Below are 16768 nucleotides of genomic sequence, written 5' to 3'. Positions count from 1 at the left end.
GGCCAGAGTCCTAGCTCGCCTCTGCGGCATCAGGGTTGTGCCGCCACGTGGCCGCATAGGTATAGAGTGCGGTGAATAAACAGATGTCGAATGCGGGCCCAAAGGCCAGGAACAGGGTGGGTGTCATCAGCCGCGACCCTAACTGGATTAGGGCTGCATGGGCAGCAAGCTTGAGCGGCAGCGTCAGGATGAAATAGCTGGCGATGAGGAGCGTGGCAAATATCCGGCGCTCATGGCTACGCTCAATGATGGCGTGAGTCAGGGCCATCACGCTGGGTAACAGCAGCAGAAATCCCACGGTAAAGAGCGAAAGCCAGCGGGTGTGCTCCGCGATTGTGTAGGGGTAGGCGGTTGGCAGGATGGCCATCACTCCTGTATTGATCAGATGGAAAAGCCCGATGAGCATGAACAGGCTGCGAAATGGCGGGCGTAAGGCGATCCGGCACAGCAAAATGAAGCATGCCGCCCCGAGAGCATGCCAGCCAAAGGTCTGCCAAGTGGGCGTGGGCTCAGATGATGCAGCGGTGATGTACACGATCCATTCATGACTGAAGGCCACCTGCAAATTCAGGCCCAGCAGCTCGATCAGCAATTTTGTGGTGTGCGCCCAGTAACGGCTGAAAGCGGGCACCAGCAAGATCAAGGCCGTCGTCAGAAACAGGGTGGCCAGCGCGCACAGCCCGATCTGGCGTGCATTGTCCGCCAGCAAGGCACGCAGGCCGGCAGGGGCCAATACGCGGTCTCTTTTGACGTACTCATCCGGGTTTTTGCTCAGGATGGTGGTCAGAATGGTTGTGTTGGATGGCATTTTGAGTACTATTCCTGCAAATAGACTTCACCGCGTTGGGTTGCCCACACCGTGCCGTGCGCCATGCAGCCTTCGGCAATCTTGATGCGTGGCGCAATGGCTGTGGTGGGGTGTTCTAGCGTACCAATCTGGCAGGCGCTGTGAATCAGGATGCTGCCTTTTGCGATGATTGGGCCGGTCAGGCGGCAGCCTTCCTCGATCACCACGGCGCCATCACAGTACAGCGTGCCTTCCAGGGTCGAGTAGGCGCCTATCACCAGCGTTTTACCCGCACGCAGGTCGCCAATGACCCGGCACTCGTTGCCAATCTTCAGGTTTTCAATGGCGATCAGGTCGCCTCGTACCACATGGTTGTCTGCCACGCTAAGGTCTCGTACATACTTGGGCTGGCCGTCTTTGGTTTGCGCAGGCGTGTAGCGCCCGACCACTTCGGTTTCGAAGTGCTTGATCTCAGCTTGTCGGCCAAAATTGATCTGGGGGGCGCCCAGTTGCTCAAAGCGGGCACGACGCGCAATCGAGATTTCTGTTCCGGCATTGGCCCAGCCTTTGACCCATGCGCCCTCGGCGACATCCAACCTGCGGTCGGAGCGCACCCAGCGGGTGACGCGGGCGCGTGTGTTGATGGCAATATCACGTGGCGATAACACGCATCGGGTCATGGTGTTGTGGCCGATGTTGATTTTGCCTTCTGCATAGATTTCCCGGTCACACACCAATTCCCCTGGAATATCCAGGTGGCCTGCTGCAATCAGCATGGTTTTCAGGCGGGTCTGACCCGATGTAATTTCATTGACCAGATGGCTGTTGATTCCCAGAACAATGTAGCGCCGCCCTTTTTCGGTTTCCCCTTTCAACGTCCCCTGGGTACGGGCCAGATTCAGCAAGTTGCCAAACTGGCGGCTGATGACGTGGCGGAAGGTTTCGCACTGTACCTGCGGGAGCAATGCCGCGTCTTTTGGCGGGAGCCGATCTGGTGGCCGCTTCAGCGTGCGGGCCGCTGGTACGAAGGGCAGGGCAATGCTGAGAAACCCCAGCAGAGTCAGACCGATGAAAGTTTCCCAGGGCAGGTTCATGAGGACGTTTCCTTATGCAGCAGGATGGATTCCTCGGATGGTCGCGGATTTGGACGCTGCCGCTTGTGCTGAAGACTGATGCGGCAGCCTTCAGCCATGCGATCCACAAAGCTGGCGCAGGCCAGCGGGAGCAGGCGGATTTCCTCACGCAGCCCCGCCATGCGGGCTGCCGCCGCGACGCTGAAGGCCGGGCGCGGGTGGCCGAGCGGGTCAAAACTGGTGGCGGCACACAAGGCAATGGCAAGGCTGCCCCACAAAATGTCTCCCAGGGCGTAGAGCAGAATCCCGCAACCCAGGCTGGCAAGCCAGACCAGTGCCTGCGCTGCGGCAAAGAATACGGCCCGCCCCTGCACCCTGGCGCCACGCGGCACATGCCGGGCGAATGCCAGTGAGGCCAGACGCAGGGCTTGCAGGCTGATGGAGGGGTGCAGGCGGGGGGAGCGGATGGTGTCCTGCGACATCTGCAATTCTGTCTGCATTTCCGCCAGCAGTACCGCCTGCCAGCCCGTGCGCACCAATTCCAGCACGATGCTGGCGCCATCCGGGGTAAGGCTGGAGGTGTCTTGCGCAATATGCTTATAGGCTGCGCGGCGCAGGGCGCGAATCCGTGCCTTGCCGCAGAGCATGAGGTCGATAGCATCTTCCTGCGTGGCCAGCAATACATCGGCATGGTCAGCCAGGGCGACGAGCCGGGTGCCCAGCGCATTCTGCGGCTGGCCAGGAATGACCCGATTGAGCACGGTCCCGACTGCCGGATCAAGCAGGGGGCTTACTGCCTGCTTGAGCCAGTTGCGGGGGATGGGAAGGTGCTGATCCAGCACCACCAGGGCCATGCCAACGGATTTGTGCAGGGCGCGTGGCAGCAGCGTGGCGACGCTGGCATCTTCCCCCTGTTTGATGGCGAGGGTATGGACGTGTTCCGGCAGCGCTTTAGCAAGGCGGTGGGCAGCATCATGCACGCCAATATCGGCGCTCTGGTAGGCCACAACCAGGTGGATGCGCTCTGGTGGATAGTCGAAGGGCAGGCTACGCAAGATGTCGAGGCGATGTTCCTGCGAGGTCGCGTCCCCCTTGGGAACCACCAGGATCGACACGACGGGCCAGTTCGCATGGTCCAGCAGAATGGGTTTGTGTTCGCGCCGCAGGCGCACCAGGATGACCCGAACCCATTCGCGCGCAACGTATGCCAGCAGGAATAGCGCCATGGTCAGCCACATCAGCCGCAGCGCCAATCGCACCCAGGCGGCAAAGCCTCGTGGTAAGTGTTCACCATAGGCTGCCGGGCTCCCCGTTTGTGCCGTGAGCGAGGGAATCGACCGGGTAATTGCCAGGCGCTCTTCGTCAGCTTCCAGCGCCCTGTTGGTTGCTTGCTGGGCTGCGGGAGTCGAGACGCCTGTACTCGGGTGCAGCGCCGGGTCGATCTTCAGGTGCAGCTCAAAGTTTCCCGCCCAAGCGTGGGGGCAAAGGCACGCGATTGCCAGTGCTCCGATCCAGTGTCGAAGGCCGCGCCGCGTCCAGTCTGTTTGGCGCGAGCGGGGCGGACATGTGGGCGGCGAAGATGGACGAATGTGCATGCGCGTAGTTTAGCGGATACGGCCCTGAAACATGCTATCAGCGTGTAGTCTTGTCTGCCCAAATAAAGAGAGCGGCTGGCCGGGAATCGGGTTTTCTGGTGTGCACAAGCCCCGTCCCGGCCCAAGGGGCACCTGAAAGCTGCTACAGCGCAGCAATCTCCACATTGTCGATGAGGCGGGTATTGCCCAAACGTGCAGCCGCCACAATCACCAGGGTATCACCTGGGGTGGCTGGTTGCAGATCAAGCTGGCGGCGCACCGAAATGTAGTCAGGTACCCAGCCATGCTGGCGGAGTTCATCGCAGGCTGCATTCTCCAATTGGGCGAAATGGGTGTACCCGGCTTCCAGTTGTGCGCGCATGCGTTGCAGGACGGCGTTCAGGCGCGGGGCTTCCTGGCGCTCTGCCGCGCTGAGGTAGCCGTTGCGGGAAGAGAGCGCCAAGCCATCGGCGGCCCGGACGATCTCGCAGCCGATCATTTCGATGGGCATGTTCAGCTCGCACACCATGTTGCGCAGGATCATCAACTGCTGGTAGTCCTTTTTGCCAAACAGCGCCACTTGGGGGCGGACGATATTGAAAAGTTTGCTGACTACGGTTGTTACACCGCGAAAATGGCCAGGACGGGTGGCTCCTTCGAGGATGGATTCATGCTCAGGGGCCGGGTACACTTGGTAGCGCTGCGGCTGAGGGTAGAGTTCTTGCTCATCTGGGGCAAACAGGTGATCGACCCCGACGGAGGACAACAGGGCACAGTCGTTCTCAAAGGTACGCGGATAGCGGTCAAAATCTTCGTTGGGCCCAAATTGCAGGCGGTTGACGAAGATGCTTGCTACCACGGTGTCACCGTACTGACGGGCGGTTCGCATCAAACTCAGGTGCCCTTCATGGAGATTTCCCATGGTCGGGGCAAAGGCGATGCGGGATTGGCGGTCAAGCGCGGCATTCAGGTTGGTAATACTGGTGTGGATCTGCATGGAAGAAGTGCTTCAGACAATGACGTCGGGGAGGATGCCCCAAATGGGGGAGCAAAGGCAAATCCTTCCTTGCCCGCCTGGGCAGTCTTTTCGGACTTCATATAAGAAGTTTGGGTGACGATATTGAACTTTCCAACAGCATGAAATCGGCTGGGCACATTACTTGGCGAGGTGCCTGGGGGTGTTGTAATGATCCTTGGAGGCATGCGCGTGCAGCAGCCAGATAACCGTTCTTCCTCTCAGCCATTCAAGGCGGCTTTGCGGGTGGCTTTGGCGTACTTTGTGGTATCCGTTCTGTGGATCGGCCTGTCGGACCGCCTGCTGGAAATACTGCCAATGGATGGCGCCACCCGTGCCCAGATGCAGGCATGGAAGGCTTGGTTCTTCGTCATCACCACGGCCTTGGCGTTGTTTGTGGTGCTGCTGCGCGATGGGATTGCGGTGGAAGCGATCTTCCAGACCATGCGTGCCAGCGAACAGCGTTTTCGCTCTCTTTTCGAGCGCATTCCCTCGATTGCCGTTCAAGGCTACACAAACGAGCGCAAGGTGCTGTTCTGGAATGACGCCAGCGCGCGTCTGTATGGCTATGAGGCCAAGGAGGCGCTGGGCAATCGTCTTGAAGATCTGATTGTGCCGCCTCCCATGCGTGATGATGTTCGCATGGCCATCCGCAACTGGCTGGATCAGGGCATCCCAATTCCCGCAGGTGAGGCGCGCCTGATCCGCAAAGATGGCACACCGATCACCGTGTATTCCGCGCATGTGATGATCGAGAATCTCGAAGGCAAGCCAGAGCTATATAGCCTGGACGTAGACATGACGGCTCTCAAGCAGGCAGAGGCCAAGCTGCGCCTGGCGGAGGTTGTTTTCGAGCGCTCCGTGGATGGCATTATCGTAACGGATTCCGACAACTGCATCATCTCCGCCAACGAGGCTTTTTGCCGGATTTCCGGCTATTCATTTGAGGAACTGCTGGGCAACACGCCCAACCTTTTCAGTTCGGGGCGGCATGGCTATTCCTATTACGCCCAGATGTGGCGCGATCTGCTCGAACACGGCTATTGGCACGGGGAAATTCTCAACCGCCGCAAGGATGGGGAAATCTATTGTGGTTGGCTGACCATCAGCATGGTCAGCAATGAAAAGGGGGCGATCACCAATTTCGTCGGGATCGTTTCCGATATCTCAGAGAAAAAGGCGATCGAGGCGCGTCTGGAACATGTGGCCAATCATGACGAACTGACAGGGCTCCCCAACGCCTTGCTGTTGCGTGATCGCGCTTCGCAGGCCTTGGGGGCGAGCAAGCACGAAGGGAATCGGGTGGCACTGACTGTGCTCGACCTGGATCACTTCCGCGTCATCAACGATTCACTCGGGCATGTGATTGGGGATCGCCTGCTCAAGCAGGTGGTGGCCCGCCTGGATGAATGTCTGGACAAGGGTTACACCTTGAGCCGCCGTGGGGGCGACGAGTTGATCATCCTGTTCCCCAGCATTACGGGCAATGAGCAGATCCGGGTGTTGATGGAGCGGGTGCTCCAGCAGTTTGCCACGCCTTTTGCGGTGGATCGCAACATGCTGGTGGTGACTGCTTCACTGGGTGTGGCAGTGTATCCCGAGGATGCTGGTGATTTTGATGATCTGATGCTCAAGGCCGAAACCGCGATGTACTCGGCCAAGCAGGCGGGCCGCAATACCTGCCGCTTCTATGCCGAGCAGATGAACGCGGATGCGCATGAACGTTTCTCGTTGCAAAACCGTCTGGGGCGGGCGTTGGATCGCCATGAACTGGTGCTGCATTACCAGCCGCAGTTCGATTTGAAGATGGGCGAGTTGGTTGGCGCGGAAGCACTGATCCGCTGGGCCGATGGGGAGCGTGGCCTAGTGCCGCCGGGCAAGTTCATCCCGATTGCAGAAGAGAGTGGGTTGATCATCCCGATCAGCGAGTGGGTATTGATGGAGGCTTGCCGTCAGGCGCAAACCTGGCGTGACGCAGGCTTCCCGGATATCCAGATCGCGGTGAACCTTTCCGCCTTGCAGTTCAAGCGCAGCAATCTGATCGAGAGTGTGGCCAATGCGCTGAAGAGCAGTGGTTTGCCTGCACAATGCCTGGAGCTGGAATTGACGGAGTCGATCCTGGTGGATGATGCGGATGGTGTGTTACGCATTCTCTGTGAGTTGAAGGCGCTGGGGGTGATGTTGGCGATTGATGATTTTGGCACGGGCTATTCCAGCCTTGCCTACCTGAAGAAATACCCCATCGACAAGCTCAAGATCGACCAGTCCTTCGTGCGGGACATTGTCGAGGATGATGATGACGCAGCCATTGTGCACACCATCATCCAGTTGGGGCGCAACCTGAAGATGACCACTTTGGCCGAAGGTGTGGAGAACGAATCACAACTTGCGTTTCTGAAGGTCGAGGGCTGCCGGATTGCACAGGGCTACCTGTTTGGCCGTCCTGTTCCTGCTGCCCAATTCCCAGCGTTCTTTACGCAGACCTTGCCGTAGGCGGGCGCAGATCGGAACATATTAGGCGCACGGCCAGCCCCAGAAAGAGCAGTGCCGTGGTGGCCTCCAGCAGGTTCTGGATGACCGGATTGTCGCGCAGCTTGCCACCAATCCAGCCTGATCCCAGCGCGATGGAGCCAAAGACCAAGGCTGCACATAGCGCAAACAGCAGACCCAGCACGCTCAGTTGAGCCCAGGCAGGCCAACCGGAAGGGGAGAGGAACTGCGGCAGGAAAGCCAGGAAGAAAATGGCAACCTTGGGGTTGATGGAGTTGGCAATTAATCCACGGCGGAAGTGGGGCAGGAAACGGTCGGCATCCTGAGCATTTCCTGTTGTCACCACAAAGCCACGTCGGGCGAGCACATTGCACAGAATTTGGGCGCCGATCCAGCACAGGTAGGCTGCGCCCATCCACTGCACGGCCTTCAGGGCAATGGGCGAGGCCGCCAGGAGGGCGGATACCCCGACCACAGCCAGTAGGGTGTGATTCAGGCAACCCGCTGCACACCCCAGGGCAAAACCCATGGCGGCGCGACGACCGGTTGAAACCCCCAAGCCCAGCACCCCGAAATTGTCTGGCCCTGGCGCCAATGACAGGAGTAGGGCCGTAGAGATGAATAACAGGAGCTGGTTCAGGTGCATGATGGTCTTAACGCTTGGCCAGATAAATGCTGTTGGGGTAGCTTTGGCTCAGTACCCGGCGGGTATCGTCGCGCAGGTCGGGGATGCCCAGGGTATCGTAGCCAGCGATCATGATCGATAGTGCCTCTTCTACCGAGGCAGACTCTGGAAAGGTTTTGATCACATGTTGTGCGCGGTTGACCGCAGCCAGGGGGGAGCGCCGGTTCAGGTAATAGCGGGCAGCCAACAGTTCATGCGCGGCCAGTGCATCGGTCAGCGCTTTCATTTGCCGTCTGGAATCGGGCTCATAAATGCTGTTGGGGAACTTGGTGATGATCTGGCGGAACACATCGTAGGCTTCTTCCAGCCCCTTGGGGTCACGCTGTTCCAGCGGTTGCAAGGGGGTGATCAGGGAAGAGAACGCATCGCTGCCACCTTCGCCCAGTAGCGCCTGCCCCTTGAGGTAATAGGCGTAATCCACCTTCGGGTGGTTGGGATAGGTCTTGATGAAACGCTCACAGGCGGTGATGGCAGAAGCCTGATCTCGCGTCATGTAATAGCTGTAGGCCACGTCCAGTTGCGCCTGTTGGGCATAGACGCCATAGGGGTAGCGGGCCTGAAGCTTTTCATAAGACTTGATTGCGGTGTCGTAAGTGCCACTTGCCATCTGCTCATGGGCTTCCTGGTACATGGTGGCAGCGTCTTTGATGGGCTCTTCGATTTTCTTTTGAAACCAGCTGCAGCCGCCCAAGCAGAGGGCCAGCACTACCAGTAGAATGCGCGAGGTGAACTTTGACATTGTGACACCATTGGAAATCGATCTTGACGATTATAGCGGAAGCGACCTGCCTGTCTGCCTCCGTATTGAAACAGAACTTGTGCACGCCGCAGAAAGATTGGACGTCGCTTTGGCGGCACTGGTTCCCGAACATTCGCGCAGCCGCCTGCAAAGCTGGATACGGCAGGGGCGCGTGCGTCTGGATGGCCAGACCATCACCGATACAAAAAAGCGCCTGCGCGGGGGCGAATGTATCGAGCTTGATGTGGGGGAGTTGGAAAGTGCCACAGCAAGCCTGCCTGAAAATATTCCTTTGGATGTGGTGTATGAAGACGCTGCACTCATCGTGCTGAACAAGCCTGCTGGGCTGGTTGTCCACCCAGGCAGTGGCAATTGGAGTGGCACACTGCTCAACGCATTGCTGGCCCACCATGCCGAGGCGGCTACCCTGCCCAGGGCAGGGATTGTGCATCGACTGGACAAGGAAACCTCGGGCCTGATGGTGGTAGCCAAAACCCTGGCGGCGCAGACCGATCTGGTGCGCCAGTTGCAGGCCCGTACCGTCAAGCGCCATTACCACGCCTTTGCCCTGATCGGGGTCGGCGGCAAGCCCATGCCTGAACGTGGGCTGGTGGATGCGCCAATTGGCCGCCACCCCACGCAGCGTACCAAAATGGCGGTGATACAAGGCGGGCGGGAGGCACGGACGCATTACCGGGTGATCGAACGCATGCCCCAGGCCACCTGGATTGAATGTGTGCTGGATACCGGGCGTACCCATCAGATCCGCGTACACATGGCGCACCTGGGCTACCCCTTGGTCGGCGACCCCGTCTATGCCGGACGACGCAGCATGCCTGCCGTGGCTGCAGGTTTCGCTCGGCAGGCACTGCATGCTTTCCGCCTGGGGCTGATCCATCCGCTCACCGGGCAGGCCATGCAATGGGAAGCCCCGATGCCGCAGGATATGCAGGATCTGCTGGCCGGGCTACGCCAATAGCCTGTGGGATCGGGCTTTGTCGGCTGGTCAGCCTCAATCCTGCTGATCATTGTTCTTTGCTTCTTGTGCGGCTTCTTCGCGCGTCTTGCGTAGGCGCCGCGAAGGTGTGCCCACGATCCACAGCAACAGGCCCAAGGGGAGAATTCCCCAAAAAAACAGGGTCAGCACTCCTGCCAGGATGGAATTCTGGCTGATACTCAGTACCAGCACCACGAACAGCCATGCGATTGCGACTATGTACATTGGGGCGCCTTGCCTTGACCGTATGAAAATGGCAATGAAAGAATCATCCCGCGTTGCAGCATTTGCGGATTGGTCTGCACACTGCGCGCGAATCCTATCAGGAAGTGTGAGCCTTCAAGGAGTCCTGCTTGATGACGTCAGAACAATCGCAGCAATCGTCCCCTGCTGAAGCTTGGCTCCAGGCCAGCCAGAATTTCATGCAGGGGTTTTTTGACCAGGTTAGTCGTACCCAAAATAGTATCCAGGGCGCCGCAGCCATGCCTTCTCCCCTGGCATCCCTGACGGGAGCCGAGCAGGAAAGGCTGACCCAGTTGCAGCGTGAGCATATCGAACAGCATGCCCGGCTGTGGGCGGGTGTGGCCCAGCGCAAACCCGGTGAGGCGGCCGAGCCCATCATTCCCGCCCCCAGTGGGGATCGGCGCTTCAACGCCCCGGAGTGGAGCGATAGCCCGGTCTATGACTATCTGCGTCAGGCTTACTGGATCAATTCACAATTTCTTTCCAATGTATCAGAAGCCTTGCCGCTGACGGACAGGGTGGCCAAGAGCCGCTTCCAGTTCCTCACCCAGCACTATATCGACGCAATGGCGCCTTGCAATTTCGCCGCTACCAATCCCGAGGTGGTGCAGAAGGCGATTGAAACCAAAGGGGAGAGCCTGACCCGTGGGCTGCTGAATCTGATTGCCGATGTTGAAAAAGGCAGCATCTCGATGACGGACGACTCCGCTTTCGAGGTCGGCCGAAATCTTGCCACGACCGATGGTGCGGTGATCTTTGAAAATGAACTGATGCAGTTGCTGCAATACGCGCCGCTTACCGACAAGGTCTGCAGCCGTCCCCTGTTGGTCGTGCCACCGTGCATCAACAAGTACTACATCCTCGATTTGCAGAAGGAGAACTCCTTTGTCCGCTACGCGGTTGAGCAGGGCATCACTGTCTTCCTGATCTCTTGGCGCAACCCCAAGGCCGAGCAGGGCAACCTGGGGTGGGATGACTATGTGGAGTCTGGCGTGCTTCAGGCGCTGGATATTGTCCGCAGCGTCTCCAAGACGGCCAAACCCAATGTGCTGGGGTTCTGCGTGGGTGGCACTTTGCTGGCAACGGCTTTGTCTGCTGCCTATGCCAAGGGCGAAAACCCGGTTGAAAGTGTGAGCTTTTTGGCCGCCATGTTGGATTTTGCCGATACCGGCGATATCAGTTGCTTTGTGGATGAGACCACGGTGGCCGCACGTGAGGCGTCGATTGGCAAGGGCGGCTTGATGACGGGCCGCGAGTTGATGAATGTGTTCTCCACGCTGCGGCCCAATGACCTGATCTGGAACTACGTGGTCGACAACTACCTCAAGGGCAACAAACCGACCGCGTTTGACATCTTGTACTGGAATGCAGATTGCACCAATCTGCCGGGGCCGTTTGCTGCGTGGTATCTACGCAATACCTATCTGGAAAACAATCTGCGCGTACCGGGTAAACTCAAGGTCACGGGCGAGGCACTTGATATGGGCCGCATCACTTGCCCAAGTTACTTCATCGCCACACGTGAGGATCATATCGTGCCTTGGCGGACAGCCTTCTTGGGGCGGCGCCTGATGGGGGGCGAGTCAACTTTTGTGCTTGGGGCGAGCGGGCACGTGGCCGGAATCGTCAATCACCCCGTCAAGAACAAGCGCAGCTATTGGACCAACGTGATGTCTGCTACCACGTCGGAAGAGTGGATGGAAAGCGCCGTGGAGCACAAGGGCAGCTGGTGGCCCAACTGGATGGACTGGCTCAAGAGCCGCAGTGGCGAGCTGGTGGCAGCCCCCACCAAACCGGGCAACCGCCAATACAAGGTGATTGAGGCTGCACCGGGTCGCTATGTGAAAGAACGTGCCTGATTCGTTTGTGGGCCGATATTTGAAGAGAACGATTTTCCCGATAACAGATTTTCAACAGAGGTAACTGAAAATGGCAAAGAATGTTGCACTGGTGACGGGTGGTATGGGTGGTCTGGGGACGGCAATCTGCAAGGCACTGGCCGATGATGGCTGGAGGGTGGCAGTCAACTGCCTGCCGGATTTTCCCCCCGCAGTCGAGTGGGTTGCCAAGACCAAGGCAGACGGTTACAACTTCTTCGTGGCCGAAGCAGATGTTACGAACTACGACCAGTGTGGTGCCATGGTCAAGAAGATTGAAGCCGAGTTCGGGCAGATCGACTGCCTGGTCAACAATGCGGGGATCACCCGTGATGCTGTGTTCCGCAAAATGACCAAGGATCAATGGGATGCGGTGCTCTCGACCAACCTCGACAGCGTCTTCAACGTCACCAGCCCGATCTTGCCGCTGATGGCCGAGCGTGGCTTTGGGCGCGTGATCAATATTTCTTCGGTCAATGGCGTCAAGGGGCAATTCGGCCAAGCCAACTATTCGGCTGCCAAGGCCGGGCTGCTGGGGGTGACCAAGGCACTGGCCCAGGAAGTGGCCAAGAAGGGGGTCACGGTGAATGCGGTGGCCCCAGGCTACGTCGGCACCGAGATGGTGTTGGCGATCAAGGAAGACGTGCGCGAGCAGATTCTTGCCACCGTACCGGTCGGGCGCTTTGGCAAGCCTGAAGAAATTGCCGACCTGTGCGTCTTTCTCGCCTCCGACAAGGCTGGCTACATCACTGGGGCCACCATCAATATCAACGGTGGCCTGCATATGGTCTGATCAGGCCTTTGCCGACCTACACACAACCCCGCACGTCAATGCGGGGTTGTTTTTGTGCACTGCTATAATTTGTCTGCTATACCCGGCTTTAAGTACCCGTTGCTGTGCGAGATCCTCATGTATGGTGTATACACTGTGGTTTTGTGCTGCTCCGCAAACTGTCGGTGCCCGTTCGCTACAGAACGTAGAACAGGTTCACACACCATCGCTCAGGAAAAATAAAATGGCTGGACAAACCCGATTGATCAAGAAGTATCCCAACCGTCGCCTCTACGACACCACCCTGAGTTGCTACATCACCCTGGCCGATGTGCGCGATCTTGTGTTGGGGCAGGAAGAATTCCAGGTGCTTGACGCCAAGACGGGGGACGACCTTACGCGCAGCATTCTGCTGCAGATCATCCTTGAGGAGGAAAGCGGCGGGGCGCCGATGTTCACCAGTGACCTGCTGGCCCAGATGATCCGCTTCTATGGCAACGCCATGCAAGGCTTCATGGGGCGTTATCTGGAGAACAATATCAACGCCTTTACCGAAATGCAGGCAAAGCTCCAGGAGCAGACCAAGGGTCTGTATGGTGAGAACAGCCCGATCAGCAAAGATTTGTGGACCCAGTTCCTTAACTTCCAGGGGCCCGCGATGCAAAGCATGATGGGCACCTACATGGAACAGAGCAAGCGCATGTTCACCCAGATGCAGGAACAGATCGAATCCCAGACCCGCAGCATGTTTACCGCATTCCCGTTCACAGGAGCCGCCGATGCGGCCAGCGAGCAGGACAAAGAGAAAAAATAAAGCACTCCAAAGTGGAGTGCTCAGGCATGAAAAGCCCCTTTGTGGGGCTTTTTCATTTTTTAGATATGCTTGGGCGTATTGGTATTGTTGCCCTTGAGCATGTTCCACACTACCACTGCACCAATGATGTCGAACGCTGCCAGAGCTACAAACAAGGGGTTGTAACCAATGCTGGTGGCGAGCACACCGACGATCAGAGAGAAGATCGTGCCGCCCAGGTAGCCGGCCATGCCGGTCAGGCCTGTTGCGGTGGCCACATCATTCTTGCCGAACACGTCTGAGGCCAAGGTGTAAAGCGCGCCAGACAATGTCTGGTGTGCAAAACCTCCCACACAGAACAGCGCAATGGCCACATAGGGGTCGGATGCCAAACCAATGCAGGCGGGCCCGATCATGCATACTGCACCGGTGACGACCACCAGTTTGCGCGAGGTGATCAGGGATGTATTGAAGCGCTTCTGGAAATACGGAGCCAGATAACCCCCCACCACACAGCCCAGGTCGGCTGCCAGGAAGGGCAGCCAGGCGAACATGGCGATTTCTTTCAGGTTCATATGGCGTACTTCGGCCATGTAGAGCGGAATCCAGAAATTGAAGGTTTGCCAAGCCGGTTCAGCCAGAAAACGCGGGATGGCGATACTCCAGAAAGACTTGCTGGCCAGGATCTTGCCCCAGGAAGGCTTTTGCGCAGCGTCCACCTTGTAGGCGGCTTCTTGGCCGGAGATGATGTAGTCGCGTTCTTCGTCAGAAAGGTGCTTCTGATCCTTGGGGTGCTTGTAGAACAGCGTCCACATGGCGAGCCAAACAAAACCGATCAGGCCGATGATGACGAAAGCCCAGCGCCAGTTGCCTTGCATGATGCACCAGATCACCAGGGGCGGTGCAATAAGTGCACCCACCGATGAGCCGATATTGAACCAGCCTGTGGCAATCGAACGCTCTTTGGCCGGGAACCATTCAGAGGCTGCCTTCAGACCAGAGGGAATGCCCGCCGCTTCGGAAACACCCAGCAGACCACGGAAGGCAGCCAGCGAAACCCAGCCGTTGGCCGTGCCGTGCAGCATGCAGACGGCTGACCAGAGCAGGGCGAAGATGGCAAAACCGATCTTGGTGCCCAGCATGTCCAGAATGTAACCGGCAATCGGTTGCATCACCATATAAGCAGCCTGGAACGAGGCCACGATGTAGGAGTACTGCTCGGTGGAGATGTGCAGCTCCTGCTTGAGCGTGGGGGCCGCTGCGGCAAGTGAGTTACGCGCCAGATAGTTGACGATCAGACCGCATGTCACCAACGCGATCATCCACCAACGCATTCCTTTGATCTTGTTCATGCTACTTCCTATGAAATGAAACCACACACAGCACGGGGGAGATGTGCCAAAAACAAAAAATCAGCCCTGCACAGACGGCAGTGTTTTTTAGGGAAAGCCGGGTTTTCTTCGAAGTGGCCAAAAGGCCAAGTGATGAGTCCATATGCCTGACTAATTAAGACAATAAAGTCAGACAAATGCAGCCGTGCCAACCAGAAAATCAATACTTGATCTGCGAAAGCCTCAAAGTTCTGCGCATCAGTTTCTTTGCCGATTACGCAGCGTATTTTAGTAATCCCATATTAATCATGGGTTTTGATGTGGTCTTGGCGCGGCTGCTCATCTTGGGGTAGAGGCGTGGTGCCTCCCGGTAAAGATGGGCAAGGAACTGTTTGCTGCCAACAACAGGGTTTATTGTCAGACAAGTTTGCTTGATAGTCAAACAGCTAGGAGTGGGTTGTTTGATTGTTGTCAGTTGATAACGGTAACGCCGTGTTTTGAACTGCAATAACTTGTTTCCTGTTGTGAATGAGCTGCCTGTGCCTGTTTGCAAAGTTGACAAGAAAGCCTTGTTTACAAAGCAGCTCTGCTAGAATGCGAAGATATTCGTGGGCGTAGCCGTGCTGGCTGCGCCCCTTGTCTTTTGGTGATAGGAATTCAATGAGTCGTCAAACCGCGCCCCGCGTGGGCTTCGTAAGTCTTGGATGCCCAAAGGCGTCTTCCGATGCTGAAAATATCCTGACCCGCCTGCGGGCAGAGGGGTACGAGGTTGCCTCCAGCTACGAGGGGGCCGAGCTGGTCATCGTGAATACTTGCGGCTTTATTGATGCGGCCGTGGAAGAGTCGCTGGATGCGATTGGCGAAGCGCTCAACGAAAATGGCAAGGTGATCGTCACCGGCTGCCTTGGGGCGAAGAAGGATGCCAGTGGCAAGGGTATCGTTGAGCAGGTGCACCCCAAGGTGCTGGCTGTGACCGGCCCGCATGCCACAGAGGAAGTGATGGAGGCGATCCATCACCATGTGCCCAAGCCCCATGACCCGTTTACCGATCTGGTGCCCCCGCAAGGGGTGCGCCTCACGCCTGATCACTTTGCGTATCTGAAGATTTCCGAAGGCTGTAACCATCGTTGCACCTTCTGCATCATTCCGTCTTTGCGTGGTGATCTGGTGTCCCGCCCGATTCATGATGTGATGCGTGAGGCCGAAGCACTGGTCAATGCAGGCGTGAATGAACTGCTGGTGATCTCGCAAGACACCAGCGCTTACGGCGTCGACGTGAAATACCGTACCGGGTTCTGGCAAGGCCGACCGGTCAAGACCCGTCTGCATGAGCTGTGCTCAGCTCTTTCGGAACTGGATGTGTGGGTACGCCTGCACTACGTGTACCCCTACCCGAGCGTGGATGACATCATCCCGCTGATGGCCGAAGGCAAGATCCTGCCGTATCTGGATGTGCCATTCCAGCACGCCAACTCGCGCATCCTGAAGTTGATGAAGCGCCCGGCGAGTGCTGAGAACAACCTGGAGCGCATTCGCCGCTGGCGCGAAATCTGCCCGGATCTGACTATCCGCAGTACCTTCATCACCGGTTTCCCCGGTGAGACGGAAGCTGAATTCGAAGAGCTGCTGGCCTTCCTGGAAGAAGCCAAGCTCGACCGCGTGGGGTGCTTCGCTTACTCGCCGGTTGAAGGTGCCGCTGCCAACGATCTGCCTGATGCGGTGCCAGAAGAGGTGCGTGAAGAACGCAAGGCGCGCCTCATGGAGTTGCAGGAAGATATTTCCACGCAACGCCTGGAGGCCAAGATTGGCCGCGAGATCGTGGTGCTGGTCGACGATGTGGATGAAGAGGGTGCAATTGCCCGCTCTGAAGGCGATGCGCCGGATATCGACGGGCTGGTCTACATCCCCGACGGGCTAGATATGGAAGTGGGCAAGTTCTACCGTGTGCGGGTGACAGATTGCGATGTGCATGATCTGTACGCTGAACCCATTTACGCGGGCGAGGAATAAAACAGGCGGGCACCATGTTGCTGCTGGATGCATTGGCCGAACGGCGGATTGAAGAGGCGCGCGACGCAGGTGAATTTGACGACTTGCCCGGCGCAGGAAAGCCTTTGTCTGCCGAGGACTGGTCGATGGTGCCCGAAGATGAACGCATGGCTTACCGCCTGCTCAAAAATGCGGGCTATCTGCCACCCGAGCTGGAGTTGCATCGTGAGGCTGTTGCACTGGCGCTCAAGCTTGCCAGTCGCGGCGAGCCTTCCGCGCAGACAGCCAAGGCGCTGGATCGCCTCGCACGCATCAACATGCTGCTGGCAGAGGCCGGCAAGCCGCAATTGATGGTGCCTCTGGAATATATTGATCGGATTGCCGGTCGCCTTTGATGACTGAA

Annotated in this window: 15 protein-coding genes; 7 read left to right on the top strand and 8 right to left on the bottom strand. The window is 57.8% G+C overall.

The genetic code is table 11. The annotated features are described in order from the left end of the window. Positions 1-10: 10 nt before the first annotated feature. From B145_RS0117675 to panC, 4 genes are all read right to left on the bottom strand, one after another. Positions 11-808, bottom strand: coding sequence for a hypothetical protein (locus B145_RS0117675; protein ID WP_018609090.1), 798 nt, complete (start codon positions 806-808; stop codon positions 11-13). Between the two features lie 8 nt (positions 809-816). Continuing rightward, positions 817-1881: a bactofilin family protein gene (locus B145_RS0117670; RefSeq protein ID WP_018609089.1), complete on the bottom strand. Its 1065-nt coding sequence runs from the start codon at positions 1879-1881 to the stop codon at positions 817-819. Next, on the bottom strand, positions 1878-3455 hold the full coding sequence (locus tag B145_RS0117665) for a hypothetical protein (protein ID WP_157288490.1): 1578 nt from the start codon (positions 3453-3455) through the stop codon (positions 1878-1880). Before B145_RS0117665 ends, B145_RS0117670 begins: the two co-directional genes overlap by 4 nt. A gap of 142 nt (positions 3456-3597) precedes the next feature. Beyond that, the gene (gene panC / locus B145_RS0117660) at positions 3598-4431 is read right to left on the bottom strand and encodes a pantoate--beta-alanine ligase (protein WP_018609087.1); all 834 of its coding nucleotides are present in this window, start codon (positions 4429-4431) and stop codon (positions 3598-3600) included. 210 nt (positions 4432-4641) lie between these two features. Between panC and B145_RS26155 the strand changes: the two genes are divergently transcribed. Beyond that, complete coding sequence (locus B145_RS26155; RefSeq protein WP_169558562.1) at positions 4642-6942, top strand: putative bifunctional diguanylate cyclase/phosphodiesterase; 2301 nt, start codon at positions 4642-4644, stop codon at positions 6940-6942. Here B145_RS26155 and B145_RS0117650 read toward each other — a convergent pair. Next, on the bottom strand, positions 6923-7585 hold the full coding sequence (locus B145_RS0117650) for a LysE family translocator (RefSeq protein ID WP_018609085.1): 663 nt from the start codon (positions 7583-7585) through the stop codon (positions 6923-6925). The two genes, B145_RS26155 and B145_RS0117650, sit on opposite strands and share 20 nt — an antisense overlap. Positions 7586-7592: 7 nt before the next feature. Beyond that, complete coding sequence (locus B145_RS0117645) at positions 7593-8363, bottom strand: outer membrane protein assembly factor BamD (protein WP_026259286.1); 771 nt, start codon at positions 8361-8363, stop codon at positions 7593-7595. On the opposite strand from B145_RS0117645, the gene rluD reads away from it, so the two are divergent. Continuing rightward, the gene (rluD, locus tag B145_RS0117640; RefSeq protein WP_018609083.1) at positions 8341-9342 is read left to right on the top strand and encodes a 23S rRNA pseudouridine(1911/1915/1917) synthase RluD; all 1002 of its coding nucleotides are present in this window, start codon (positions 8341-8343) and stop codon (positions 9340-9342) included. The genes B145_RS0117645 and rluD overlap by 23 nt on opposite strands. 33 nt (positions 9343-9375) lie before the next feature. On the opposite strand, the gene B145_RS0117635 is transcribed toward rluD, so the two are convergent. Then, positions 9376-9585: a hypothetical protein gene (locus B145_RS0117635; RefSeq protein WP_018609082.1), complete on the bottom strand. Its 210-nt coding sequence runs from the start codon at positions 9583-9585 to the stop codon at positions 9376-9378. A gap of 131 nt (positions 9586-9716) precedes the next feature. Between B145_RS0117635 and phaC the strand changes: the two genes are divergently transcribed. The 3 genes from phaC to phaR all read left to right on the top strand — a co-directional run bounded on the left by phaC (position 9717) and on the right by phaR (position 13066). Beyond that, positions 9717-11462, top strand: a complete 1746-nt coding sequence (phaC, locus tag B145_RS0117630; RefSeq protein ID WP_018609081.1) for a class I poly(R)-hydroxyalkanoic acid synthase — start codon at positions 9717-9719, stop codon at positions 11460-11462. Positions 11463-11532: 70 nt separating this feature from the next. Beyond that, positions 11533-12273 carry a beta-ketoacyl-ACP reductase gene (phbB, locus tag B145_RS0117625; RefSeq protein ID WP_018609080.1) on the top strand — a complete coding sequence of 247 codons (741 nt, stop codon included), beginning with the start codon at positions 11533-11535 and terminating at the stop codon, positions 12271-12273. 223 nt (positions 12274-12496) lie between these two features. Continuing rightward, entirely contained in the window at positions 12497-13066 is a 570-nt protein-coding gene (phaR, locus tag B145_RS0117620) for a polyhydroxyalkanoate synthesis repressor PhaR (protein WP_018609079.1), read from the top strand. A gap of 59 nt (positions 13067-13125) precedes the next feature. On the opposite strand, the gene B145_RS26150 is transcribed toward phaR, so the two are convergent. Beyond that, positions 13126-14397: an MFS transporter gene (locus B145_RS26150; protein ID WP_018609078.1), complete on the bottom strand. Its 1272-nt coding sequence runs from the start codon at positions 14395-14397 to the stop codon at positions 13126-13128. Positions 14398-15036: 639 nt separating this feature from the next. Between B145_RS26150 and rimO the strand changes: the two genes are divergently transcribed. After that, complete coding sequence (rimO, locus tag B145_RS0117605; RefSeq protein ID WP_018609076.1) at positions 15037-16386, top strand: 30S ribosomal protein S12 methylthiotransferase RimO; 1350 nt, start codon at positions 15037-15039, stop codon at positions 16384-16386. 14 nt (positions 16387-16400) lie between these two features. Further along, the gene (locus B145_RS0117600; RefSeq protein ID WP_018609075.1) at positions 16401-16760 is read left to right on the top strand and encodes a DnaJ family domain-containing protein; all 360 of its coding nucleotides are present in this window, start codon (positions 16401-16403) and stop codon (positions 16758-16760) included. Positions 16761-16768 lie beyond the last annotated feature (8 nt).

This window comes from Uliginosibacterium gangwonense DSM 18521 (assembly GCF_000373965.1).
GTDB lineage: Bacteria > Pseudomonadota > Gammaproteobacteria > Burkholderiales > Rhodocyclaceae > Uliginosibacterium > Uliginosibacterium gangwonense.
The sequence above is the reverse complement of the archived record's forward strand: the minus strand, read 5'-3'. Positions and strand labels throughout refer to the sequence as shown.